Origin of the sequence: Pseudomonas sp. 10S5, assembly GCF_035019745.1 — a bacterium.
Taxonomy (GTDB): Bacteria; Pseudomonadota; Gammaproteobacteria; order Pseudomonadales; family Pseudomonadaceae; genus Aquipseudomonas.
Window position 1 is genome coordinate 39,666 of sequence record NZ_JASJVL010000014.1, and the last position, 24,826, is coordinate 64,491.

Below are 24,826 nucleotides of genomic sequence, written 5' to 3' on the forward strand. Positions count from 1 at the left end.
CCATGAAAAAATCGCCGTTCGTAATGATGTTTACCCTTGGCTTGCTCCAGACTCCATTCGTTTTCGCGGCAACGGCGCCGCTGGATTTGGTGGGGCCTGTTTCCGACTACAAAATCTACGTTATCGAACAGCTGGACATTCTGGCCGCTGATACCCAGAAGTTCACCGACGCCATCAAAAAAGGCGACCTGGCTACCGCCAGGAAGTTGTACCCGACAACCCGCGTTTCGTACGAATCCATAGAGCCTGTCGCCGAACTGTTTGACGACCTCGACAAGTCCATCGACTCTCGTGTCGATGACCACGCTGACAACGTAGATGCCCCCGACTTCACTGGCTTCCACCGCATCGAATATGCCCTGTTTGCCAAGAATACGACCGATGGCCTCAGCGACTTGGCTGAAAAACTGAATAACGACATAAAAGAACTGCAAACCCGCGCAGCCGATCTGACGTTCCAGCCTGAAAAAGTCGTTGGCGGTGCTGCTGCATTAATGGAAGAAGTTGCCAATACCAAGTTGTCTGGCGAAGAAGACCGGTACAGCCACACAGACCTTTATGACTTCGAAGGCAATGTCAACGGGGCGAAAAAAATCGTCGACCTGTTCCACGCGCAAATTGAACAGCAAGACAAGGCCTTCGCTGCCAAGGTCGATAAAAACTTCGCTTCGGTCAATAAAATCCTGGCCAAGTACAAAACAAAGGACGGCGGTTATGAGACGTATGACAAAGTGAGCGCCAAAGACCGTAGGGCAATGGTTGGTCCGGTTAACACCCTTGCAGAAGACCTGTCCACATTACGTGGCAAGTTGGGTCTGAACTAAGTTCCGACAGGCTGCATTCTGTTTTTGGATGCAGCCGATCCAGACTTCCGGTCTACCTTTCTGCAGTCAGACCCGAAGTAGATGCGGCAAGCTTAGTATCAACTCCCGCTAAACCAGTTATAACCCTGATCTTCCCAATACCCACCTTGGTACTCATTCGTCACAACCAGCTCGACGATATGTTTGGGATTTTTGAACCCTAGCTTAGTGGGTACCCGCACTCGCAACGGATAACCATAATCTGGAGGCAGTGCCACTTCACCAAAGTCCAGCGCCAGCAAAGTCTGCGGATGCAACGCGGTGGGCATGTCCAGGCTTGAGTAATACTTGTCTGCGCATTTGAATGCTACGAACTTGGCCGTGGTGTCTGCACCGATGTGCTCAAGAAAGGTCCGCAACGGCACCCCGCCCCACTGCCCGATCGCACTCCAGCCCTCGACACAAATCAGCCGCGTCACATCGGTGCGTTGCGGCAATTTGCGCAAACCGTCCAGAGACCAGGCTTGTTTATCCCGCACCAACCCGGACACCGCCAGGCTATAAGTCGACAGGTCTATTTCGGGGACGTTGTATTCGGCATAAAAAGCATTAAACGGAAACGGGTTGGTGACTTTCGACTTATCGTAAGTGGGCGCCAGGCGTTGCCCGCTGAACAGCCAGGCTTGAACACGGTCGTTCCAGCGCGACATGGCCCAGAGGGTTTTATCCACGGCGTCGTCGCCTTCAAAGTTGCAACCGGTAAGCATCGACACTGCGCCGAGGGTCAGGCCAGCACGCAGGAAAGAGCGACGTTGAATTTTGAATAATTGCGTCTGCTGCGCCGGCTCTAGAATGATGCGAGGGGGGCGTTGCTTAGGGTCAGTCATTGGAATTCTCCCGGGTACCGCCGGTAATCATCGGCATAAAGGTGCGCGGAACCAACAGCACCAGCACCAAATGAACGACGACAAACGCGCCGATCCCGGCCATGGCGCCAAAGTGTACGTAGCGAGCGAAGTCGTATCCGCCGAACAGGTTGGCCAGCACCTGAAGCTGTATCGGTTTCCAAATGGATAACCCAGACAAGACCACCAACACCCCCAGCGCCATCACGATCCAATAGGACAAGCGCTGCACTGCGTTATAACGCCCGTGTTGGTGCGCCAGACGAAAACGCAGAGCGTCGATGAAGTCGCGTTTTACCGCGCTGGGGGTGACGGGCAATAAATCGCTTTTGAAATGGCGGCTGAACACGCCATACAACATGTAGGCCAGACCGTTGATCACCAGTAGCCACATCACTGCTAAATGCCAGCCAATTGAGCCACCGAGCCAACCGCCCAAGGTGATGCTGCGGGGAAAGCTGAAGGGAAAAAGCGGCGATGCGTTATAGATCCCCCAGCCACTCATGAACATGCCAACCATGCCCATCGCGTTCAGCCAATGCGTGAGTCGCACTGGCCAGGGGTGGATACGTCGAGTGCTCATGACTGCCTCCGGGGGGGGGAACTTTGAAAATGGCTTCGCCAATAAGTTGGCTCCTACAGAATAGGCCTGTAGGAGCCATCGTGCTGGCTGAGCAGTCATTACATCGGTGGCGCGAAACCGTTTTTGCCAACTGCAACACCGCGTGCGGTTTTACCGTCTTCGCCCGGGAACACAACGATCTTGGCACCGGCAACCAGTTGGGCACGCTCACCTGGCTGAACATACGCGATAGGCACGTCATCCGGCACAACCAGTTGCTTCTCGCCGCCTTTGTACATAACGGTCATGGTACGGCCGTTGGTAGTGGACAGTTTACCCACGGTGCCATTGGTCATGGTGCCGGTGCTGCCATCAGCATTTTCCCAACCGTAGTGACCTTCGCCGCTGCCTTTCAGGCTGGGTTCGAAGACCGTTACTTCCAACGCTTTCAAGGTGCCGTCTGGCTGAGCGGTAGCCGCTGAGCCAACGAAACTCTCAGGTTTTATCGAATCCAGGCCAGTTTTTGAAATCACCCGAATCGCTGTTTTATCGGTTAGCGCGATGGACTCATGCTTGCCAGCCCGGTCGGTAAAATTCAAGGTATTGGCCTGCACGCTATCGATGGTACCGCGCATTGGTTTGACGACCGGCATGTCTGCTGCTTGAGCCATGACGGCCGCGCTAAGCAAAAGAAGGCCAAATGTAGTGGACAGTGCATTCTTCATGTCATTACCTGGTTGTGGTGAATTGGCAATCATCATCCCCCCCGAACCGGCTCTGTACCATGACTGGCAAATGACATTTTTGTCATTTGCCGCTGCCTGGAACCGGATGACAAAAATGTCACCAACGCCCGTCCGGCACTTGGTTAAACTCCGGAACCGCCGCGTGTTTGATATCCGCAAAACCCGTCGGTCATGCCCAACGCGCCTCGTTGGAAGGAGCCAAACGATGCACATTTTGCTGATTGAAGACGACACCAAAACCGGCGAGTACCTAAAGAAAGGCCTTGGCGAGTCCGGCTATAAAGTCGACTGGGCGCAACATGGCGCCGACGGCCTGCATATGGCCTTGGAACAGCGTTACGATTTGATTGTGCTTGACGTCATGCTGCCAGGCATTGATGGCTGGCAGATCATAGAAGTGCTGCGCGCTAAACAAGATGTGCCGGTATTGTTCCTGACTGCCCGAGATCAGTTGCAAGACCGTATTCGCGGGCTTGAACTGGGTGCAGACGATTACTTGATCAAGCCGTTCTCCTTCACCGAACTGCTGCTGCGCATTCGCACTGTGCTGCGCCGAGGCGTAGTCCGCGAGCCGGACCATTTTCATATCGCCGATCTTGAACTGGATCTCTTACGCCGTCGCATCACCCGTCAGCAACAGGTTATCGTGCTGACCAACAAAGAGTTTGCACTGCTGCATCTTCTATTGCGCCGCGAGGGCGAGGTATTGTCCCGGGCGCAAATAGCCTCAGAGGTCTGGGACATGAATTTTGACAGCGACACCAACGTGGTGGATGTAGCAATCAAACGACTGCGTAGCAAAATCGATTTGCCCTACCCGGTAAAACTCATTCATACCGTGCGTGGCATCGGTTACGTCTGCGAGGTACGACCGTGCGCGCCCGACGCCAGCCATCCCTGACTCTGCGCGCCTCGCTGGCGTTCGCGTTGGTGGCCATGCTCACCGTGGCAGGGGCCGGGCTGTACCTATATGAGTCAATGAAAGAAACCGTAATGCTGCGAAGTGACCACGCAGTGCTTGCGCGGCTCGATCACTTTCGAAAATTGTTGCGTTACGACCTGACGCTAGACAAGTTCAAGAGCAGCCCGCAACTGTTCGAGAACATGCTCGACAGCGAAGAAGACATTTTTATCATTGGCGAGCCGGGCAAACCGCCGGTGATATCAGTGAATCCGCTGCACGCCCCACTGCCGAATTTGCCCGTGGCAGGGCAAGACCGGGCCTTGAATGACGCCGACTTACGCAGCGGTATGAGCCAGGAAGGCGTACCGTTGCGTGCTGCATCGACCCAAGTACTCTCAGAAGGAACGCAAGTGCAGTTGGTGGCGGCCCACGTGATGGTTAAGGAAATGGCCATGCTTGCCAGCTTCCGCCAACGCATTTATGCCGCCGTGACCTTGGCTTTCGTCGTCACCGCCCTCCTCGGTTATCTGTTACTGCGCCGTGGGTTGCGGCCCTTGCGGCGAATGGCGGCCCATGCAGCCGATATCACTCCGGCCCGGCTCGACAGCCGTCTCGACGGGCGAGATACGTCTGTCGAATTACACCAGCTATCCGAAGCGTTCAACGCCATGCTCGATCGGTTGTCGGAAGGCTACCAGCGCTTGACGCAGTTCTCCGCTGATTTAGCCCATGAAATCCGCACCCCGGTGGGATCGTTGATGGGCCATTGCCAAGTGGCGCTAAGGCAAACCCGCAGCGTTGATGAATACCAGGCACTGCTGGCCTCGAATCTGGAGGAGCTAGAGCGTATCTCGCGGCTGGTCGAAAGCATCCTGTTCCTCGCCCGGGCGGATGAAGCCCAGGCCGTGCTTGAGCGGCAACCGTTGAATCTGGAAACCGAAATGCAGCGGGTGGCCGGGTATTTTGAGGGCTTGGCCGACGAGCGCCAACTGACGATCCATACCAGCGGTGGCGGCACGTTAAACGCTGATCCGAGTTTGCTGCGCCGGGCCTTGAGCAACCTGGTCGCCAACGCAATTCGCTATGCCGACGAGGGCAGCGAGGTAGTAGTACGGGTCGACCGGCGCGACCAGGAATGGCTGATTCAGGTTGAAAACCAAGGCCCGGTATTGGCCGCAGTGGCCCTGACCAAACTCTTCGACCGCTTCTACCGCGGCGACGCCTCCCGCCACCAAAGCTCCGACTCCAATGGCCTCGGCCTGGCCATTGTCGCGGCCATCATGCACCTGCATGGCGGAAGGGTTGAAGTGACCCAGCCGGCGAACGGGCGGATTCGGTTTGCCTTGGGGTTTCCGGCTTGAAACACCATTCCAATGTTTCAGGGGACTAAATTATAAGCCCATGTGATGAGAAACATTTCTAAAAATTGAAACCTCTATTCAGAACTCGCTTAAAGGACGTGACAGTCATAAGCACTTCGGCTACCCAACGATAGTAACCGCACTCAATTTCCGGGAACAAAATACTCTTTACCAATCCCACAATCCGGGCAAACCCAGTCATCAGGTAAGTCCTCGAAAGCAGTTCCTGGAGGAATTCTATGCTCGGGATCTCCAACCAATGGATCATATGTATACCAACATGGTCCGCATACATACCTAGTCGACTCAGAAAACATTAAAACCTCTATAAGCTTACTAAATGTCTGTTATCTCAAAGCATATAAAAACAAGAGACTATGTAGCCATCCTTGCTTATTGGATCTGCCCGAAGGGTCGAAGCTCCAATAACAAATACTCAACCATCACTTTTATTCTTTGAGCAACGTGCTTATTGGATTTGTATAGTATCCACGCCATCCCCCGGGATGGACCTATATACTCCCAAGCAGCCAATAGCTGTACAAGTTGATTTTGTTCAATCAAGTCTGACACCACAATTGTAGGTAAGCAGGAAATACCTAGCCCTGAGAGGGTTGCATTGAGAACTGCTTCTGGACTATCAGAAAAATATCTGCCTGAAACTTTCACATCGCAATTTTCTCCTTCTGTTGAAAACTCCCACTGTTCATTTTCAGCCGCTCCGGCAATAGGAATACAACTGTGGCTACTTAGCTCAGCGGGATGACACGGGACACCGCTCTGTTCTAAATATTTTTCCGACGCACAGAGAATGAATCCGACCTTAAACAACTTACGCGCTATTAATCCAAGTGGAGGCGAATTAGTAACTTTTATGCATATGTCTATGCTATCTGATATGAGATCCCAAGAGCTATCGCTGGAAATTAATTGCACACTCACTTCTGGATATCTACAGAGGAATTCGGGCATAAGTTGGTTGCAAAGTCCATATAAAATACTTGGAACCACAACACGAATAAGACCCTGAGGCTTTTCAAGAAATCCATCTTTCAATTTGAACACGTTCGCAGCAGAATCAATTAGATTTCTACAGTAAGGATAAATCTCTGCTCCCTCGGCGTTTACCTTAAGTTGTCGAGTACTCCGCTCAATTAACCGTAGCGACAATACACTTTCGAGCTTGGATATCTGCTTACTCACAGCAGAAGGCGTCAGACCCAGCCTTATGGATGCCTCTATAAAACTTCCAGTTTCAACAACCACCGCAAACGCTGCCATATAAGGCAACATTTCAACGTGACTTTTTTGTACGTATTCTCGATGTTCCGTCATATACGATCACCCATATTACTAAGCCAATTGGATAAACTGTAACTTTTGATGAGAACCTGCCATGTACTGCTTGAAAAACCATTGAGATATTTGATATAAATTATGAAATCAACTATACAAATGCAACATCACTGCTCCAATCAATACGAGTAAGACACCACTTACTTGAACGCAGGTCAGACGCTCTCGATAAAACACATACCCTAAAATCGCGGCGATACCTCCAGATAACGTACTGATAACAGTTACAACGGATAAAGACCCGCTAAGGACACCCCACGAAAAAGCTGAAAACGCACCCAAATTGAATAAACTTGCACCACATATAGTGCCAATCGTTTTTACCGGAGGAATGCTAATATCAGAAATTGATTTAATTACCATCGGAGCCAAACACACAACCCCTACCACGTAGCCCAGCCAGAGCATATTCATCGGACCAATCGTTGGAAGTGTATATTTACCCTGCAACCAAAAACTAGCACCGTAGAGCACAGCTGAACTTAATGCGTAACCAATAGCCAATTTGTTTTGAGTTTTAGTATCTGTTGTAGCTGCACCACCAGTTCGACTGGCTAAAATAACACCTACTATACAGATCAGGATCCCCGCGAACTGCGCCTGTGAAATGGAGTCACCACCGCACCATGCCAAGATAGTAGTGAACACTCCGTAGGTGGTTACCAGGGGAGCTACTACCGCCGTCTTCCCCACAGAAAAGGCCATGGACAGCGCCAATGCACCTATCACAGTAAACAGAGATGCAGCGATCCCTAACAACAACGTGCTCAAAGCGGCATGCAATAATTTTAACAGCTGACCATAAAATAAAATTAGGATGAGACTCATTATAATTAATCCAAGCAACTGCCCCAAGAAAACTGCTCGCCTAACACCGACCGCTCTAGCGTTTACTCCTACTAAAAAATCCGTTGCCCCCCAAAGCACGGCGGCCATTAGTCCCATGAAAACATCCAAAATCTCATCCCTTTATTATCGGCCATATCAAAAACAAGCTGTTGAATCTGATAAAAAATTAAAGATCTGTTTTCGAAGCAGAACTATAATTCTCCGATGCCTTCCCTTCTTTTTTATGTAACAAGCCAACTAACGGAACAGTCAATGCCGTCGAGATAAGGGCCAATAGAAGCAATACACTATATGCGCTACTGGAAAGAATACCCATTTCCAATCCAATGCCAAGCACAACCAGCTCAATCAACCCTTTAGTGTTCATAAGAACTCCTAGCTCAAGTGAAGAAGCTGCATCTAAGCCCATCAACCTTCCCCCGGCGTAAGATCCGGCAATCTTCCCAAACAGACCTCCAACTACGAATATTGCAAGCCACATCCATAGATTCAAGTCGCCAAACGCGCCCAATGACACCTGTATGCCTGAGTATGCAAAGAAAATCGGGCTGAGTATCAAATCCCCAAATCTCCCAATCCATTTTCTCCAAATTACTTGCATGCCTGAAGTGCTACTAAAAATATACGCCGCTAAAATAGCACCAATAACTTGATGGAAACCTAGTAGCGCGGTTATTTGAGCGGAAACAAGACAATAAACGAATGCGAAACTAACACGCGTACGCTCGCCAAAATTTAAATATGAAAATAATTTAGCTTTTATTAACGGCCTTATTATATATAGTGAAAAAACAACAAATAGAATAAACCCCATAAACCTAACAACACTATTAACCGAGCTCTCGACATCACTAAGCTGAATAGCGAACACAATCGCCAACCCCAAGCATGTAAATATCTCAGTATACAACGCCGAAGAAAGAGCCATTTGGCCCACATCCCCGCTGATATTATTATCCCGAACAATACGAACCAATACTGGTAACGCGGTAACCGACAATACAATCCCACAAAAAAGAACATATGGCCAAAAACTTTGTTCGGGGGCAATTTCTTCTTTTGAATAGGCACCGATCATACAACCAAGTCCAAATGAAGCCAATGCCCCCAACACAGACACAACCACCGGACCGAAACCCGAAATATTTGCGCGCTTAGACTCAGGCATATGCCAAGGTATTTCGAAAATCAGCAACAAAAGGCCCAACTCACTTAATGCCTTGAGGATATCAATAGACTGCGATGAAAATAACAGACCAGAAATATGTGGAAAAGCAGAACCTAATACAGTAGGCCCCAAAACTAACCCAGCGGCAATCTCGCCAACCACCCTACTTTGTCGTATTTTAACCGCAAGCTGACCGAACAAATTGGACATAAACAGTATCAGGCATATCTGTATTATCCAGCTGGACATTTTACCCCCCTTGGCCTACAAACTTTTCCATCCATTGAAAACACCGCTCGACTGCTTTGATAGCAAGGAACATATTAAAAATATAATAACTTCATTTTTTCATGGACAATATCCGAATGTAGCTTCAGAAGCTCAGGATTTTCATGAGCTAGATATACAAACCCCCAAGAAGATAAAAAATCTTCAGTGGGTTCGACGATATCGCCTTCGGTTACTAACAGATTCACCTGCTGGAAGGATTCTAATTCCGTTACAAACTCTAGACCATCGATTTTCTTGAGGTTACCGCCTTTGTAAGATATCAAGCAACATATGCAAAAATGCTTATGATATTCGGGGGCATGTACATATAAAGGGGGGACGCCTAAGAACAGATCAATATTCAGGTCGTAGAGGTTAATCCCTGTGCATAATTCGATTAGACTCGGGACGTTAGCGCCCGGCAGACGTCCATTTTGCTCAATAATAAATACTCCTTTCGAGTTAATTTTGAACTCAATGTCGTTAATACCTATATTAGCTTCAAGGGTATCATTCACTTGCTCTACATAAGAGAATGCGTTTAGTGCCATTTCACTCAGGGGCGAAACGGATCTAATATTTTTATAGACGCTAGGGTTATTTCCGACCCTGATTTTTTCATACTCAGCGAAACATAAAATCTGTCTAGATAGGTTTTTTCCCAAATTCGCAGTAGCAATGAAATACTCTTGACCATCAATATACTCCTCCATAAGAGCAAACTTTTCTTCTGCTATGTATGACTCGCCTGCTGATTCAATAGCGGCTAATGCCCGATAAACATCGCCTCTAGAGTTGCATATCTTAACGTTTTTACTACCAGTGCCTTGACATGGCTTAACGACCATCGGAAAAGGTATATCAAATTCAGCACCTTCAATCAATTCGTCCAGTGTGATTTTAAAAGATGGTGTTGCATTGATACCCTTTGAAATAAGGCGTTTCTTCATTTCCCATTTATTTACCCTCGACAGACACGTGGCTACAGGATTACCTACCACAAAAAAATGATCTGCCAATTTATCAGATATCTTCAATGCAGAGTCTGATCCAGGGATAATTGCACGCACGGCGACTCCTTGGAGTTTTGCTTGTGCGTCAGCTAAATCCGACACCCGGATTACTTCATCGAACCCATCAACGCAATGAAGGTTATGAAGTCGTCCGGGAAACCTTTCCCTCGTGACCAATGCTACCGCATAATACCCCTTACGCCGTATCTCCGGACCATACTGACGTGCGGAACTTACCGGATCAATAACTATGATCACATGCGCATGATACCTCATTAGATTCTCCGCATTACTTCATACATGTGCTTATAATAACGCAAAGCTACGTTATACCTAACTATTACGCCCAGGGACAATTCCCGTATCACGCTCTCGCCACAATTGGAGTAATGCTGTAAAACTGTTTTATACCAGGCGGCGCTGTGGCGGGTATCAATACTGATATGTGCTTTATGATACGCAATTACTTTATTTGGCAAATGTAAGCGTTCCATTGCTGCCGTAGTTGCTCCAAAACGCACCGGCGCGGAACCTTCAACGAGACCCATGGCGCCGATCAAACGAACATTATATTCACGCCTGACAGCCCACATTAACAAGATGTTCCCGTTCATCAGACACTCTATTGGTGGAGTTTCTAGGGCAACCTCAGTTTTTTCAAGCAGCCCTCTCATATAGAGAGATGAAGTTTTGAACATCGTAGTATGTACGAGCTCGAAATTTCCATTACCCATTTCATCCCAATAATTTTCGCCAGCAACCATTTTGCATCCAATAGGCATCCCAACCTGTGTCACCGCCATTAAGTCATCAAACGACCCATCAACCATTTCCTCCATACATATATAGTAAGCAACCTGCTCGGCAGTTGCGTCATGTCTCATAAAATCGACAAAAAACCTTATATCTTCATTTATTTTTTTTTCATACAATAGATACCATGATAGAAAATCTTCTTTATTTAATGGAAGGTTTTCAACATCTACCAATGACTCTTCCTGCTTATTCCAAGCATCCTCTATACATTCAACGGCTTCGCGATCTAATCGAATCGTCGCTTGTTTTTCTATCAGTCCTGCCGGATCGCCTAGAAAGCTCCGATAATAGTCTGCAATCTGCTGTTGTGCCTCTAGCGTAGTTTGATTCATTTTTTTCTGCCTTAATAAGCACTTATGGGGAAATCGCTATTTTTTAAATCAAACGCATTATATGATGGTCCAATTTCATATAACATTTTCATCCGCTCGTGCGCGTCCTGTAGACTTGGAATATGCCCTTCGGGTACCCACCACATAACCACTCGGGGCATGGATATTGGATTAAACCACTCACGCCCTCGCCTTATAAACTCGGAATGGGGTGAGTTGTACAAAAAACTTTTGAATGCACTTACGTCCTTCCATAATGAAAGCGTATATAGATATCCTTCCCCCCATAACTCATAAAGTAGTTGCAAATTCTCGTTCGTTTCTCGCCATATAAAACCTTGATGGCTTTCCGCTAATCCGTTCACATATTTGGATGATGAATAGAAAGCGTCCATCCTCGCGTCGTTTTTTGGAAATTTTGGACTAACTAAATCAAACTGTGCAAGCACATCGGTCATAGAAACTCCCAGCTCTGAATTTCAATAATATTTCTATCTGGATCCCGCACGTATATAAATGTGCAAATACCTACACCTTTCACCGGTTGACGCGACAGTTTTCCTAACATCCAGCCTCCTCCTCGTACTACCTTTGCGCACACTTCGCTCATATCGGAGACCTCAAAGGCTATATGAGTGTATCCTTTTGAGTTCGCAGATTTTTCAACATGGTCCTCAACGCTACCGTACTGAAATATTTCAAGTGTCGGTCCATCCGCCTCATACCCCGGTAATAGAAGGTGTACCCCTTCTATTACCGGCTCGCGGACATTGGTACCATCTTCGACATGCCTACCAGACAGGCTCCGCATCGGACCAGTTTGAACGCAGCCAAACACATCTGTATAAAACTTAGACAACCTTCTCCAATTTGTAGTTATTAGATTCGTGTGGCTATATTTAATATTGCTCATAAATTACTCGACGCCTTCAATCACGAAATACAAATGTTTCGTGCTCTACGTGGCGGTCTTTATCGCGGGCCCGTTCCCAAGTAGTATTTAGGATAATGCGCATTACATCTTGGGTAAGCGGCTTTACTCGATGCAAGGTAGTATCTGCCTTGAGAAGGTACACATCACCGGTAAGATGAAAATACGAATCAATTTTATTTTCTACTAATAGATCCTCAATTCGTGAGTTTTTCTTGTTCCAGTTGGTATGTGGTACACATTCGAGAAGACCGCCGGCCTCGATACTTGGAGCCTCGACAATCCAGATAATTGTGTATGGATAGTCGCCCCAATGCCACCCGTGAGTATCACCGGATTTATGCTGGCAGTTGATTATATAGTTATCCCATTTCCACGGAGTAGGGATCACGTCTTCTTTTACGATATTACCGATAAGACTCATGAGGTATTTTGAATTGTAGGCCAAGGGAATATATCTGCCATTCGCCTCAATATTTTCCTGCGTGACGTTGCTAAGGTTTCTAGGCGTATGCCCTGTCGACTCGATCAAAAAATCTCGTCGTTTTGAAAAATTCTCGAGAAGATATTTCACGTCGGCCCCTATTAGCTCACGGACGCTCGGATCTATTAAATGATTAATTTTCAGATATCCATCTCTTGCAAATCGATGCTGCTCCCAAAAAAAATCTCGCCCTTCAAAAGGATCGGAATTAAGCACGTCATCATGAATCTCAGTGGCTACGTTGCCTGACATATTTCACACTCACTAGTTGAGAAAATAAAGAAGGCTATCGCTTTAGCCATGATTAAATCTTAATGCTAATTTGATCCAGGATATACCACACCACACGACTTGCACTCGTTCCTAGACCGCAGTAATGTCCTGCATTTTAGGACACCCGCGCAAATACGATAATATGCATCATCGCCAAATGCGGCGTCATTGTTACTTCGTAAGAAACAACGCACTATTGCTTTCCACTCAAAACCTCAGGGGAAGATGGAAGTTTTATTCTATTGTTGCCTTGCGATGAGCAGCGTAACCATACGATTAAATAATCATCTACAGCTTTGAAAAATACTGCCCTGTGCGAAATCGCATAGCGCGCAACGCTAGGGGGTAAACAAAAATACGTCTTTTGGCCATATCTTACGCACCGGAAAGATATGCATCTCTTTGCATAGCAATAATGAGCCTAAAACATGGCCCAAGCTTTTTTCAGCAGTTCATAATCTGATTCGCGGCAGACAGCTATCTTCAGAGATCTCCCTGCCGTTAGAACTGGGCATATTTTCTGGGCATATTTTCTGGCTAATCGGAATGAAACGTATCCATTATCATCTCCTATGTATTTTTCAGTGGTGACCTATTGCACCACTGGCATCGTTTAGCGGCGAAGATCTGCGTTTTAGCCCCATCATAAAAAATTATGATTAGAAAATTACGACATAATAATCCATTAGGCCATCGGCTCTTACTTGACTATCAACTGCAATCAATTTACTTTGATGTTCCATTCAAATCAATCCCCGACAAATGCAGGGTATAAAACTTTTTCACATCTGCAGCTAAAAATGCTTCTAATTATTTCCACACACACTCTCCACAGAGGATGACCATTTACTGGCTTATGTAACAGTTGGTCTGGTAATCAATCACCATATTAGAGCGAATTAGTTTCAAGTTATTTCCAGCGACGTGCTAATTACGAAATTTCTATTCAACGGCCTTGCTCTGGCCATTGTCGCGGCAATCATGCATCTGCACGGCGGAAGGGTTGAAGTGACCCAGCCGGCAACCGGGCGGATTCGGTTTGCGCTGGGGTTTCCGGTTTGACAGAACTTTAGGCACACCGCGTGTGGCCCTTCGTCAACACGTTGGCTTGCCAACGAAAGCGTCCTTGCACGCAACCCAGGTTTCAGGTCGACATCAGCGGCACGATGACCGGCCTCTTCGCAGGCAAGCCTGCTCCCACAGTATTTACGGCTGCTTGCAATCGACGGTGTCAATTTATCGGTAAGCGGTGTAACTGACACGCCGCGCCTGGGCTCTCGCCAACAAGTTGGCTCTACACAGCCTGTACAGACCCTACCGCTGGTAACGCCGCACCACGCTGCTCACCCCCAAAATATGGCCTTTGATGGCGGCGCGTAATTCGTCTCCACTCAAACCCGGCTTAAGCGCATCGTGGGCTAGATCCAAGGCATACAGTTGAATCACATAGTGATGTGCACTGTCCCCCGGAGGCGGACAAGGGCCCATGTAATCGGTGGTGCCGCGAGTATTGATTCCCCCTACCCCCTCAAGCTTCGATTCGGCGCCGACCCCCTGCACAATCTGCTCAAGGCTGAACGGCAGGCCATAACGCAGCCAGTGATCAACGCCCAAGCCCTTCTGCCCATCGGGGTCATGCAACACCAACGCAAAACTTTGCGTGCCCTTGGGTGGATTGCTCCAGTACAGCGCCGGCGAAACGTTCTTGCCCCCGCAACCATTGGCACTGGCGGCGTTATCAGCGGAGAAAAACGCGTTGTCTTCTGCGTCGGGCATGCTGAGGGTGAAACGTGGTTGGGCGGCCTGCGCAGTGAATTGCAAACACAGCGCCATCGCACCGGCGGTTAACCAGGTTTGGGTAAGACGCTTTCGGAATGAACGACTCATGCGGGCCACCTGTCGATTGAAGGTATTCGGAACATCACGCACCGCGTTGCTGGATATTGGACTGTTGACCCCTGTGCAAATTCATCTCGTCAGTTCGCAAAAATGCCGGTTGACGTCACATCGACACTGTTACAAGCTATTAGTTAGCATCCTAATAATATCACCTTCACCTATTTAATCCGGCAGCGCCATGAAACTTGATTTACTGCAAATGAGCATCAGCCGGAGCATCGTCGCGGCCTCTCGCCATTGGCGCCGGATATGCCAGAACACGCTGGTCAATTACGGCATCTCCGAAGCCTGCGCGATGCCGTTGCTGATGATCTTGCGGCTAGGCGATGGCGTGCGCCAAGTGACTGTAGCCCAGGCTGCAGGACTTGAAAGCCCGTCCTTGGTACGTTTGCTCGATCAATTGTGTGCCGCTGATATTGTTCTGCGCACCGAAGACCCAACTGACCGCCGCGCCAAAACCTTGAGCCTGACCGACAGCGGACGAACGTTGGCCCTTTCCATCGAAGACGAACTCAAAAGCCTGCGCCGCAAGGTGCTGAAAAACGTTGAAATCGGCGATTTGGAAGCCACCCTGCGGGTGTTGCACGCATTCGAAGAAGCGGGTCATCAGGACGCGGAGTGTTTGCCGTGAAGGGCTTCTTTGCCAGCGTACCGCCGGCCCGCGACTGGTTCTTCGGCCTACGCACTTTCGCCGCGTCGATGGTAGCGTTGTACATCGCCTTAATTATGGAATTGCCTCGGCCATACTGGGCCATGGCCACGGTGTATATCGTATCCAGCCCGTTTGTTGGCCCTACCAGCTCCAAGGCGCTGTACCGAGCTATCGGCACCTTTGCGGGAGCGGCAGCGGCAGTACTTTTCGTACCGCTGTTTGTGCAGACCCCCATCCTGTTGGCGATTGTCATTGCCCTGTGGACCGGGACGCTGCTGTTCCTTTCGTTGCACTTGCGCACGGCAAATAGCTACGCCTTTATGCTCGCCGGTTATACCCTGCCGCTGATTGCGTTTCCGGTGGTCGACAACCCGATGGCAGTGTTCGATATCGCCGTGGCGCGCACCGAAGAAATTTTTCTCGGCATCGTCTGTGCCGCTGTAATTGGCGCCATGTTCTGGCCCCGACACTTGGCCCCAGTGGTCATGGACACCACCAACAAATGGTTCGCCGACGCCTCTGCTTACAGTGATAGCTTTTTAAGCCGTACCCAGCAGTCCGAGGCGATAGGCTCACTACGCGCAGCCATGGTGGGTAGCTTCAACTCCCTGGAGCTGATGATCGGCCAGTTGTCTCACGAAGGCGTTCGCGCACAAAACTTGCGCAACAGCAAAGAGTTGCGCGGTCGGATGATCCATTTGCTGCCCGTTATAGATGCGTTGGACGACGCGCTTTGGGCAGTAGAGCGGCGTACTCCTGAGCTGCTTGCACCCCTGCAATCGGCGCTTGAAGACGCTCGTGCCTGGTTGACAAATACCCATGAAAGCGCCTCTCCAGAGAGGTGGCAGGCGTTACGCGCCAAGCTCAAACAGTTGCAACCTAGCCCGGAACGACTCGACGATCGGAATCAATTGTTGTTATCCAACGCCTTGTACCGGCTGAACGAATGGGTGGATTTATGGCAAGACTGCCGCAGCCTGCAACATGCCCTGCGCACTGATGATCAATCGCCATGGCGTGCGGTATATCGACACTGGCGGCTGGGTCGACTGACGCCCTTTCTTGATCGTGGCCTGATGCTGTATTCGGTGCTTTCCGGGGTTGCGGCGATCATCGTCGCCTCGGTGCTATGGATTATATTGGGCTGGCCCGAAGGCGGCAGCGCGGTGATTCTTGCGGCCGTGGCCTGTAGTTTTTTCGCCGCCATGGATGACCCTGCACCGCAGATTTATCGCTTCTTTTTTTGGACCACGGTGGCGGTAATCCTCGCCAGTTTGTACCTGTTTCTAGTGCTGCCAAACCTCAACGACTTCCCGATGCTGGTCCTCGCGTTCGCCGTCCCGTTTATCTGGATTGCAACGCTGACCGTGCAGCCGCGCTTCTACCTCGGCACCTTGCTGACGCTGGTCAATACGGCAACCTTCATCAGCATCCAGGGCGCCTATGACACAGACTTCCTGGTTTTCATCAACAACAACATGGCGGGCCCGGTCGGCCTCCTGTTTGCGTTTGTCTGGACCCTGGTGGTGCGACCATTCGGGGTTGAGTTTGCCGCCAAGCGCCTTACGCGTTTCGGTTGGCGCGACATTGCCAGCCTCAGCCAGCCCGGGACACTCAATGAGCACAGGCTGATGGCGGTGAAAATGCTCGACCGCTTGATGCAGCATTTGCCGCGCCTGACCATCACCGCTCAAGACACCGGCATCGCCCTGCGCGAGCTGCGGGTGACCCTCAATTTGCTGGATTTACTGGCATACCTGCCCCGCGTTCATCCCGTGCCACAAGCGTTGTTGCGGCAAGTCATCGATGACGTCAGCGCTTATTTCCAGGCGTGTCTCGATGCTCGAGAACGCTTGCCTGCACCCAAAGGCCTATTGAACACCATGGACCGGGCGCGGCGCTCGATGACATTTGACTGGATGGGCGATGACCCCACCCGCGTCCACTTATTGCACGCCCTCAGCGGTTTGCGTCTGGCACTGTTGCCTGGCGTTGAGATCGTGACGGCAGGCGAATTTGAAGAACAACCGCCCTATGGGCTCGACGGAGCACCGTTATGATCGGTGATGTGGACATCAGTGGCATCTTCGTCCCCACGCTGCTGGTGGTGATGGGCATCACATATGCGCTCTACCTGGGGGTGCATGCGTTGCTCAACCGCGCCCACTTTTATCGTCTGGTCTGGCACCGGGCTTTGTTCAACGTAGGTCTATACGCTCTGCTGCTCGGCGCTGTGGATACTCTCAGTCGATACCTGATGAAATGAAAAAACCTTTACTGACGTTGGGCCGCGTGGTCCTGACCCTGCTGATTGTGATTTTTGCCTCGGTCGTTGTTTGGCGCATGGTGATGTACTACATGTTCGCTCCCTGGACCCGGGACGGGCATATCCGCGCCGACATAGTACAAATCGCGCCGGACGTTTCGGGGCTGATTCAACGCGTTGAGGTGGTGGACAACCAAGTCGTGAGCAAAGGCCAAGTGCTGTTCATTATCGACCAGGACCGCTTTCGTCTGGCTTTGCGTCAGGCCCAAGCCACAGTCGCGGAACGTCAGGAGGCCTATGAACAGGCCCGTCGCGAGAACAAACGTAACCGGGGTCTGGGCAATCTGGTCGCCCAGGAACAACTGGAAGAAAGCCAGTCCCGCGAGGCTCGAGGCCTGGCAGCATTGAGCGAAGCTCAGGTGGCAGTGGACGCGGCGAAGCTAAACTTGGATCGCTCGGTGATTCGCAGCCCTGTGGACGGCTACCTCAACGACCGTGCACCGCGCGCGCAAGAGTTCGTCAGCGCCGGTCGTGCGGTGCTGTCAGTGGTGGACGGTTCGTCGTTTCACATCGACGGCTATTTTGAAGAAACCAAACTGTCCGGCATTCACATCGGCCAGGCTGTGGATATCCGTGTGATTGGCGACCACACCCGCTTGCGCGGTCATGTGCAAAGCATCGTCGCCGCTATCGAAGACCGTGACCGCAGCAGCGGCTCCAACCTGCTACCAAACATCAATCCGGCGTTCAGTTGGGTGCGTTTGGCTCAACGAATTCCGGTAAGAATCGCCTTTGACAGCGTGCCCGAAGACTTCCGCATGATTGCCGGTCGTACCGCAACTGTGTCGATGATTAACGATGCCGACCTTGCCACGCAGAACGCTAAAGACAAGGAAGCCGTGAAATGAAACCTGGCGTCCGTCTCACGATCCTCGCGCTGAGCGTGATGTTGTCGGCCTGCCAAGTAGTCGGCCCGGATTACCACCTGCCCAAAGACGCCGCCCTCAATCGCCCGGACATACAGGGCGAACTGGCGGGCGAAGGCGCCAACGTGATCTCGGCACCGGTCGCGCAAGACTGGTGGCGGCTGTATCAGGATCAGCGCCTCAATCAGCTGATTCAGCAAGCCATGGCCACCAACACCGACCTGCGGGTCGCGGCGGCCAATCTGTCGCGGGCACGCATGCAGGTCCAAGAAGCCCAAGCTGCGGGCGGCTTCCACAGCAGCGTGAAACTCGGGGCGCAACGGTTGCAGGAGTCGGGGGAAGCTTATCTGCTGACTGAAAAAGTCCCGGTGACCAATGTCGGTGACATTGGCATCAGTACCTCTTATCAATTCGACCTGTTCGGCACCCTGCAACGCGGTATCGAGGCCGCCCAAGCCAACGCCGATGCGACCCAGGCTGCGTCCGACACCGCGCGGATTACCTTGGTCGCCGATGTAGTGCGGGCCTACGCCCAAGTCTGCGCGGCCAATGAAGAACAAGGCATCGCCCAGCAATCGTTGGATTTGCAGCGCGAAAGCTTGAAGCTGACCCAGCGTCTTCGCGACGCGGGCCGTGGCGATGATACCCAGGTCACCCGTTCGCAAACGCAGTTCAAGTCCTTGGGCGCAGAGTTACCCCGCTACACAGCCGCGCGCCAAACTGGACTGTTCCGCCTGTCGATGCTGTTGGCCAAACCCCTTGATCAGTTGCCCGCTGGGGTCGCGACCTGTGCCCAACTGCCACACATCGCACAAGTCATGCCGGTGGGTGATGGCGCCGCATTGCTCAAACGTCGCCCCGATGTGCGCCAGGCCGAACGTCGATTGGCCGTTGCGACGGCCGGTATTGGCGTGGCCACGGGCGAGTTGTACCCGGACATCAGCATCGGCGCGACGATTGGCACCGTAGGCATCCTCGACGACCTCGGTAAGCAGGCCACCAACCGTTGGGGCTTTGGCCCGTTACTGAGCTGGACCGTCCCGTCGAATGGTTCCCGGGCGCGCATTCACGAAGCCGAAGCCTCGACCCAGGCCGCCTTGGCGCGGTTTGACGGGACCGTGTTGAATGCGATCCGCGAAACCCAAACCAGCCTGGCGCAATACACCGCCCTGCTGGAACGCCGAGACGCCTTGGCAGATGCGCAACAATCGGCGCAACAGGCCGCCGAACAAACACACCGTTTCTTCCGCGCCGGACGCGCTTCATTCCTCGCCGACCTGCAAGCCACCCGTACCTACACCGATGTGCGGGCGCAACTGGCGACAGCCAATACCCAAGTCGCCATGGGCCAGATCGATTTGTTCCTGGCGTTGGGGGGTGGTTGGGAGAGTGCGCGTAATCAGTGAAGTTGGCGTTGTGTGCAGCAGTTTTTTGTAGGCGCTGCCGAAGGCTGCGATAAGTCCAAGGACCTTAGCCAACGCTCATCCAAACGCTTAAACTTTGAACCACTCCCCAATCCCGCTGCCCGATTCAATGATCACTCATCAGCAGGAGGTTTTATGCGAACCCTCGATCTGGCTGGCTCATCGGTTCCTGTCATCGGCCAAGGCACCTGGCACATAGGCGAAGACGCTTCCCAGCGAAAAGACGAAGTCGCCGCGCTGCGCCTGGGCATTGAACTGGGCATGACGTTGATTGATACCGCTGAGATGTACGCTGAAGGCGATGCTGAAAGAGTCGTCGGCGAGGCTATCGCCGGGCGGCGCGACCAAGTGTACTTGGTCAGCAAGGTGTACCCGCACAACTCCAGCCGCAAAGGCCTGCCGGCGGCGTGCGAACGGAGCCTGCAGCGGCTGGGTACCGACTACATCGATCTGTACTTACTGCACTGGCCCGGACAGTACCCCCTCGAAGAAACCGCCGAAGCCTTCGAGCGGTTGCGCGAAGCGGGCAAAATTGGCCGCTGGGGGGTGTCCAATTTCGATGTCTCTGATCTGAGGGAACTCAACGACCCGGCCTGCGCCACTAACCAAGTGCTGTACAACATCGAACAGCGCGGCATCGAGTTTGACCTGTTGCCATGGAGCCAGGCGAACGGCATGCCGCTAATGGCCTACTCGCCGATTGCCCAAGGCGGGCGCTTGTTGAAAAGTCCGGTGCTACGGGCTATCGCCGCCCAATATAACGCCACGCCTGCGCAAATTTGTCTGGCGTGGGTTTTACGCCATCCGGGAGTAATCGCCATCCCCAAAGCAGTTGATGCTGAACACTTGCACCTCAACGCCTTGGCCGCGCAATGGGTGTTGAGCGACGACGACCTGAATGCAATCGAGAATGCTTGGCCTGCGCCCATTCACAAACTACCGCTGGCGATGATATGAATACCTAGGCCCTATCAAAGCCCATCCATCCAAATGGGTTCAAGAATTTCAGGCGTCAGCCGACTCTCTGTTTATAAGCCTTCAAGTACGGGACACCCCCCAGACTCGAAGGGACAGGGACGTCATCATCGCGCGCCGTTCCAGGCGCGGAATGCTTTCGTCCCTAGCCACGAGATACCGTCCATGTTCTTGAAAAAATCCCTCAGAGCTCAGATTTTGGCGTTGCTCGGCGGCAGCCTGTTAGCGACTTTATTGATCGCGTTGGCATGCTTTCACTTCCTGTCCACCAGCGTGCATAACTATAGAGCGCTGATCGACGGACCGCTGCACACGTCGCAATTGCTCGATGAAGCCAACCTTCAATTCAAGATTCAGGTCCAGGAGTGGAAGAACGTCCTATTGCGCGGTAAGCAACCTGCGGACCTGAATAAATACTGGGGCCAGTTCGACGAACGCCAAGTTCAGGTGCAAGCCATTCTGGGTCAACTCATCACCGAGACCAGCGCCAACCCTGAATTGAAATCCAGTATTGAACAGCTGCGCGAAAGCCATCGTGTACTGGGGACCAATTATCAGAAAGGTCGTGATGCGTTTGTCGCAGCCAACGGCGACCCGACCGTAGGTGATACCGCCGTCAAAGGCATGGACCGCGCTGCCAGCGAGCAAATGAGCACGCTGGTCGCCCAATTACGAACGCAGGGCAATCAGCGATCCGAGATGATCAGTGCTGACGCAAACCGCATTATTTTGCTCGGTATCGGGGTCATGCTTGCGTCAGGATTGATTATTGGCCTGCTGAGCCTGTGGCTCTTGAACCGTAACCTGATCGACCCGATTCGGCGCCTGATCGAGTACGTCGCCCAACTCAGCCAAGGCCAATTTGGTCAGCGGGTCAATGCCGAACGCCAAGACGAATTGGGCCGCCTGGCGGTTGCTGCCAATACCCTGCGCGACTTCCTGGCTGACACCTTCAGCAGCCTGAAACGTAGCGCTTCGGACCTGGACGGCGCCAGCGGCGAGCTAAACGCGATTGCGCAGTTGATCTCCCAGGGCACTACCGAGCAATTCGACCGCACCGATCAAGTCGCCACCGCGATGAATGAAATGTCCGCCACCGCTCAGGAAGTGGCTCGCCACGCTGCGCAAGCGGCCACCGCCGCCGATCAAGCCGACCATAGTGCCCAACAAGGCGAGCAGGTCATGCGCACTACTATTTCTGCGATCACTCATATGCGCGGGGAGATTTCCAACACTGCATTGGTCATCCGCCAATTGGAAACAGACAGCGGCCGCATCAGCAAGGTGCTTGAGGTCATTCGCGGCATTGCCGAGCAAACCAACTTGCTGGCTCTGAACGCGGCCATTGAAGCGGCACGCGCAGGCGACGCTGGACGTGGTTTCGCCGTAGTCGCCGACGAAGTTCGCAGTCTGGCGCAACGCACCGCCGCTTCGACTGCGGAGATCAATCACATCATCAGCACCGTGCAAACTGGCGCCGTCGAAGCGGTGAAAGCTATTGAAAGCGGTCAATCCCGGAGCGAGGAAAGTGTCCAGCAAGTCACCGAAGCTGGCCTGATGTTGCGCCGTATCACCGAAGCGGTGGAAGCGATCCGTGACATGAATCGGCAAATCGCCACGGCCGCCGAAGAGCAAACATCAGTTGCCGAAGACATTTCACGCAACTTGACCGAAATTACTCAAATCGCCAACGCGAACCAAGACAACGTAAAACGCACTGAAACGGCCAGTCGTAACCTGCACGGTTTATCGGGTCAGTTGAATGAAGTCACGGCCCGTCTGAGCGCCTGACTTTAGCTGTAAAGACTGCAAGAAGCGCTCGCCATGATGCGGGATCGCAAGCCTGTAACCATGACAGGCGCTTCCCGGTCAGCGAGCAGCTGTCATCTCGTTTGAGCGATAACCGTGCCGACCTGGGCGCAATGCGTCGGGTGTTGGTGCGCTTGCATCGGCTGTTGGCGCTAGAGCCGGGTTCACTCATGCGCGTGCTGAACCGTCCACCCGCCTGGTTGCTGGAAGCTGAAAGACACATAACCAGTTGCTCAGCGCTATCATAAGTTTGTCACATTCTGTAATGATCATAGGGTGAACTCCAATAAACAGGACTTCACATCATGCCCAGCAATTCCTTGGCGCCGGATTCGCTGCTCCAAGCATCTGGCTCTAGACTGCGAATAGACCGTAAACCGAGCTTGCTCACCTGGATTGTTTTTTTTGCCATACTCGGCTGCGGCTTGTTATTTACTGCCTACAGCCTGATGCATGACGTCGATAACGTAGGCTCTGCGGTAATCACTTGGACGCCATTTCTGTTGTTAGGCGTCGCGTTGTTGATCGCGCTCGGATTTGAATTCGTTAACGGTTTCCATGACACCGCCAATGCCGTGGCGACGGTAATTTACACCCATTCACTGCCGCCCAATTTCGCGGTGGCCTGGTCCGGTTGCTTCAACTTTCTTGGTGTGCTGACCTCAAGCGGCGCAGTGGCATTCGGCATCATTGCATTACTGCCGGTAGAGCTGATTTTGCAGGTGGGTTCATCGGCCGGCTTTGCGATGATTTTCGCATTATTGATTGCGGCAATATTGTGGAATTTGGGCACATGGTGGCTTGGGCTGCCAGCTTCTTCATCGCACACCTTAATCGGATCAATCATCGGCGTCGGCGTGTCCAATGCCCTGATGCATGGTCGCGACGGCACCAGCGGGGTCGATTGGAGCCAAGCAATCAAAATCGGCTATTCGCTGCTGCTATCGCCCTTGATTGGCTTTGCGTTCGCCGCATTGCTGTTGGTGGTGATGCGCATATTTATCAAGAACCGAGCTTTGTATAGGGCACCAGAAGGCAGCGCCCCGCCTCCCCTGTGGATTCGAGGCCTGTTGATTCTGACCTGCACCGGAGTGTCGTTCGCCCACGGGTCCAACGATGGGCAAAAAGGCATGGGCCTGATTATGTTGATCTTGGTCGGCACCTTGCCCATGGCCTATGCACTTAACCGCGCGATGCCGGCTGATCAGTCGGTGCAGTTCGCGGCAGTGGCCCAGGTCACGCAACAGGCATTAAACAAAAGTGTTACCCAGCCAGCCCCGGCCGATCCGCGCCTAGAGCTGACGACTTACGTGCGCACTAAACAGGCCACGCCGACGCTGATCCCGGCCCTTGCAGCCATGACCGGCAAAATCGGCATTCAGGTGGGCGATTACGGTTCGCTTTCGAAAGTGCCCGCCGAAGCTACGGCCAACGTACGAAATGACATGTACTTGACATCAGAAACGATTCGCTTGATCACCGCGAACAAAGTCGGGAATTTCGACGCTGATACCCAGGCCAAGTTGCAACAGTTTAAGGCGCAGATCGACACTGCTACGCGGTTCATACCGCTGTGGGTCAAAATCGCAGTGGCTGTGGCACTGGGCCTCGGAACCATGGTGGGCTGGAAGCGGATCGTCGTGACCGTCGGCGAGAAGATCGGCAAAACCCACCTGACCTACGCACAGGGCGCTTCGGCAGAGCTGGTGGCAATGGTTACCATCGGTGCAGCGGACATGTATGGGCTGCCGGTTTCAACTACCCACGTTCTGTCGTCGGGTGTGGCTGGGGCTATGGTCGCCAACGGTTCTGGGCTGCAAATGCGTACCCTGCGCAACTTGGCGATGGCGTGGGTGTTGACGCTGCCAGCGGCGATGGTGCTATCCGGTTCGCTGTACTGGTTATTTACTCAGATTTTTTGAATGCTTTGCCTTGCCTCTATCGTCATCAGCCCAGTCCGGTGTTACGTCGCCGCTCTGGCTGGTGGCGTGCTCACCCATGGAAGTACCGATGACCCGGTTCTGACCTGACTTGGTAACGATCCCTCTTCATCAATCGAAAAAAAAGGCGCTTGACCTTAACCTGATGGCAAGGTTGATGCT

Annotated in this window: 24 protein-coding genes and 3 pseudogenes; 14 read left to right on the forward strand and 13 right to left on the reverse strand. The window is 52.0% G+C overall.

All coding sequences use genetic code 11. From position 1 onward, the window contains the following. The first annotated feature begins 2 nt into the window (after positions 1-2). Positions 3-824, forward strand: coding sequence for an iron uptake system protein EfeO (gene efeO / locus QN378_RS16060; RefSeq protein WP_323550929.1), 822 nt, complete (start codon positions 3-5; stop codon positions 822-824). Positions 825-922: 98 nt separating this feature from the next. On the opposite strand, the gene QN378_RS16065 is transcribed toward efeO, so the two are convergent. The 3 genes from QN378_RS16065 to QN378_RS16075 all read right to left on the reverse strand — a co-directional run bounded on the left by QN378_RS16065 (position 923) and on the right by QN378_RS16075 (position 2,995). Beyond that, positions 923-1,690, reverse strand: a complete 768-nt coding sequence (locus QN378_RS16065; RefSeq protein WP_322201933.1) for a molybdopterin-dependent oxidoreductase — start codon at positions 1,688-1,690, stop codon at positions 923-925. After that, positions 1,683-2,291: a cytochrome b/b6 domain-containing protein gene (locus tag QN378_RS16070; protein WP_322201931.1), complete on the reverse strand. Its 609-nt coding sequence runs from the start codon at positions 2,289-2,291 to the stop codon at positions 1,683-1,685. Before QN378_RS16070 ends, QN378_RS16065 begins: the two co-directional genes overlap by 8 nt. A 98-nt stretch (positions 2,292-2,389) precedes the next feature. Then, positions 2,390-2,995, reverse strand: coding sequence for a hypothetical protein (locus QN378_RS16075; RefSeq protein ID WP_322201929.1), 606 nt, complete (start codon positions 2,993-2,995; stop codon positions 2,390-2,392). 226 nt (positions 2,996-3,221) lie between these two features. On the opposite strand from QN378_RS16075, the gene QN378_RS16080 reads away from it, so the two are divergent. Then, positions 3,222-3,917 carry a heavy metal response regulator transcription factor gene (locus QN378_RS16080; RefSeq protein WP_322201927.1) on the forward strand — a complete coding sequence of 232 codons (696 nt, stop codon included), beginning with the start codon at positions 3,222-3,224 and terminating at the stop codon, positions 3,915-3,917. Between the two features lie 35 nt (positions 3,918-3,952). Then, positions 3,953-5,281: a heavy metal sensor histidine kinase gene (locus QN378_RS16085; protein ID WP_323548343.1), complete on the forward strand. Its 1,329-nt coding sequence runs from the start codon at positions 3,953-3,955 to the stop codon at positions 5,279-5,281. Positions 5,282-5,424: 143 nt separating this feature from the next. Here the strand turns inward: QN378_RS16085 and QN378_RS16090 are convergent, their stop codons facing one another. From QN378_RS16090 to QN378_RS16130, 9 genes are all read right to left on the reverse strand, one after another. Beyond that, a complete protein-coding gene (locus QN378_RS16090; RefSeq protein WP_323548340.1) occupies positions 5,425-5,598 on the reverse strand; it encodes a rubredoxin in 174 nt (57 codons plus the stop codon). A 76-nt stretch (positions 5,599-5,674) separates the two neighbouring features. Next, entirely contained in the window at positions 5,675-6,616 is a 942-nt protein-coding gene (locus QN378_RS16095; protein WP_323548339.1) for a LysR family transcriptional regulator, read from the reverse strand. A gap of 108 nt (positions 6,617-6,724) precedes the next feature. Then, positions 6,725-7,594, reverse strand: coding sequence for a DMT family transporter (locus tag QN378_RS16100; RefSeq protein ID WP_323548337.1), 870 nt, complete (start codon positions 7,592-7,594; stop codon positions 6,725-6,727). A gap of 58 nt (positions 7,595-7,652) precedes the next feature. Next, on the reverse strand, positions 7,653-8,864 hold the full coding sequence (locus tag QN378_RS16105) for a cation:proton antiporter (RefSeq protein ID WP_323548336.1): 1,212 nt from the start codon (positions 8,862-8,864) through the stop codon (positions 7,653-7,655). Positions 8,865-8,977: 113 nt separating this feature from the next. Then, positions 8,978-9,994, reverse strand: a complete 1,017-nt coding sequence (locus tag QN378_RS16110) for an ATP-grasp domain-containing protein (protein ID WP_323548334.1) — start codon at positions 9,992-9,994, stop codon at positions 8,978-8,980. Positions 9,995-10,212: 218 nt separating this feature from the next. Continuing rightward, positions 10,213-11,085 (reverse strand): iron-containing redox enzyme family protein, encoded by an 873-nt coding sequence (locus QN378_RS16115; RefSeq protein WP_323548331.1) that lies wholly within the window; start codon positions 11,083-11,085, stop codon positions 10,213-10,215. Between the two features lie 11 nt (positions 11,086-11,096). Continuing rightward, complete coding sequence (locus tag QN378_RS16120; protein WP_323548329.1) at positions 11,097-11,543, reverse strand: DUF3291 domain-containing protein; 447 nt, start codon at positions 11,541-11,543, stop codon at positions 11,097-11,099. Next, entirely contained in the window at positions 11,540-11,998 is a 459-nt protein-coding gene (locus tag QN378_RS16125; protein ID WP_323548327.1) for a VOC family protein, read from the reverse strand. Before QN378_RS16125 ends, QN378_RS16120 begins: the two co-directional genes overlap by 4 nt. A gap of 16 nt (positions 11,999-12,014) precedes the next feature. Beyond that, on the reverse strand, positions 12,015-12,752 hold the full coding sequence (locus tag QN378_RS16130; protein WP_323548326.1) for an ArpA protein: 738 nt from the start codon (positions 12,750-12,752) through the stop codon (positions 12,015-12,017). A 969-nt stretch (positions 12,753-13,721) separates the two neighbouring features. On the opposite strand from QN378_RS16130, the pseudogene QN378_RS23650 reads away from it, so the two are divergent. Next, positions 13,722-13,835 (forward strand): annotated as a pseudogene (locus QN378_RS23650) (heavy metal sensor histidine kinase); the annotation flags it as partial. A 252-nt stretch (positions 13,836-14,087) separates the two neighbouring features. On the opposite strand, the gene QN378_RS16135 reads toward QN378_RS23650, so the two are convergent. Next, positions 14,088-14,660, reverse strand: a complete 573-nt coding sequence (locus tag QN378_RS16135) for a YbhB/YbcL family Raf kinase inhibitor-like protein (protein ID WP_323548324.1) — start codon at positions 14,658-14,660, stop codon at positions 14,088-14,090. Positions 14,661-14,850: 190 nt separating this feature from the next. Between QN378_RS16135 and QN378_RS16140 the strand changes: the two genes are divergently transcribed. The 10 genes and pseudogenes from QN378_RS16140 (at position 14,851) to QN378_RS16180 (ending at position 24,646) form a co-directional block, all read left to right on the forward strand. Further along, a complete protein-coding gene (locus QN378_RS16140) occupies positions 14,851-15,303 on the forward strand; it encodes a MarR family winged helix-turn-helix transcriptional regulator (RefSeq protein WP_323548323.1) in 453 nt (150 codons plus the stop codon). Then, complete coding sequence (locus tag QN378_RS16145) at positions 15,300-17,384, forward strand: FUSC family protein (RefSeq protein ID WP_323548321.1); 2,085 nt, start codon at positions 15,300-15,302, stop codon at positions 17,382-17,384. The genes QN378_RS16140 and QN378_RS16145 overlap by 4 nt, the downstream gene beginning before the upstream one ends. Further along, positions 17,381-17,590, forward strand: a complete 210-nt coding sequence (locus QN378_RS16150) for a DUF1656 domain-containing protein (protein ID WP_323548320.1) — start codon at positions 17,381-17,383, stop codon at positions 17,588-17,590. The genes QN378_RS16145 and QN378_RS16150 overlap by 4 nt, the downstream gene beginning before the upstream one ends. Beyond that, positions 17,587-18,498 carry an HlyD family secretion protein gene (locus tag QN378_RS16155; RefSeq protein WP_323548317.1) on the forward strand — a complete coding sequence of 304 codons (912 nt, stop codon included), beginning with the start codon at positions 17,587-17,589 and terminating at the stop codon, positions 18,496-18,498. Before QN378_RS16150 ends, QN378_RS16155 begins: the two co-directional genes overlap by 4 nt. After that, a complete protein-coding gene (locus tag QN378_RS16160; RefSeq protein ID WP_323548315.1) occupies positions 18,495-19,922 on the forward strand; it encodes an efflux transporter outer membrane subunit in 1,428 nt (475 codons plus the stop codon). The genes QN378_RS16155 and QN378_RS16160 overlap by 4 nt, the downstream gene beginning before the upstream one ends. Positions 19,923-20,075: 153 nt before the next feature. After that, positions 20,076-20,897 carry an aldo/keto reductase gene (locus QN378_RS16165; protein WP_323548313.1) on the forward strand — a complete coding sequence of 274 codons (822 nt, stop codon included), beginning with the start codon at positions 20,076-20,078 and terminating at the stop codon, positions 20,895-20,897. A 765-nt stretch (positions 20,898-21,662) separates the two neighbouring features. Further along, positions 21,663-21,821 (forward strand): annotated as a pseudogene (locus QN378_RS23655) (HAMP domain-containing protein); the annotation flags it as partial. A gap of 114 nt (positions 21,822-21,935) precedes the next feature. Further along, a complete protein-coding gene (locus tag QN378_RS23660; protein WP_416350648.1) occupies positions 21,936-22,706 on the forward strand; it encodes a methyl-accepting chemotaxis protein in 771 nt (256 codons plus the stop codon). An 89-nt stretch (positions 22,707-22,795) separates the two neighbouring features. Beyond that, positions 22,796-22,939, forward strand: a pseudogene (locus QN378_RS16175) (magnesium transporter CorA); the annotation flags it as partial. Between the two features lie 90 nt (positions 22,940-23,029). Then, a complete protein-coding gene (locus QN378_RS16180; protein ID WP_322201909.1) occupies positions 23,030-24,646 on the forward strand; it encodes an inorganic phosphate transporter in 1,617 nt (538 codons plus the stop codon). Positions 24,647-24,826 lie beyond the last annotated feature (180 nt).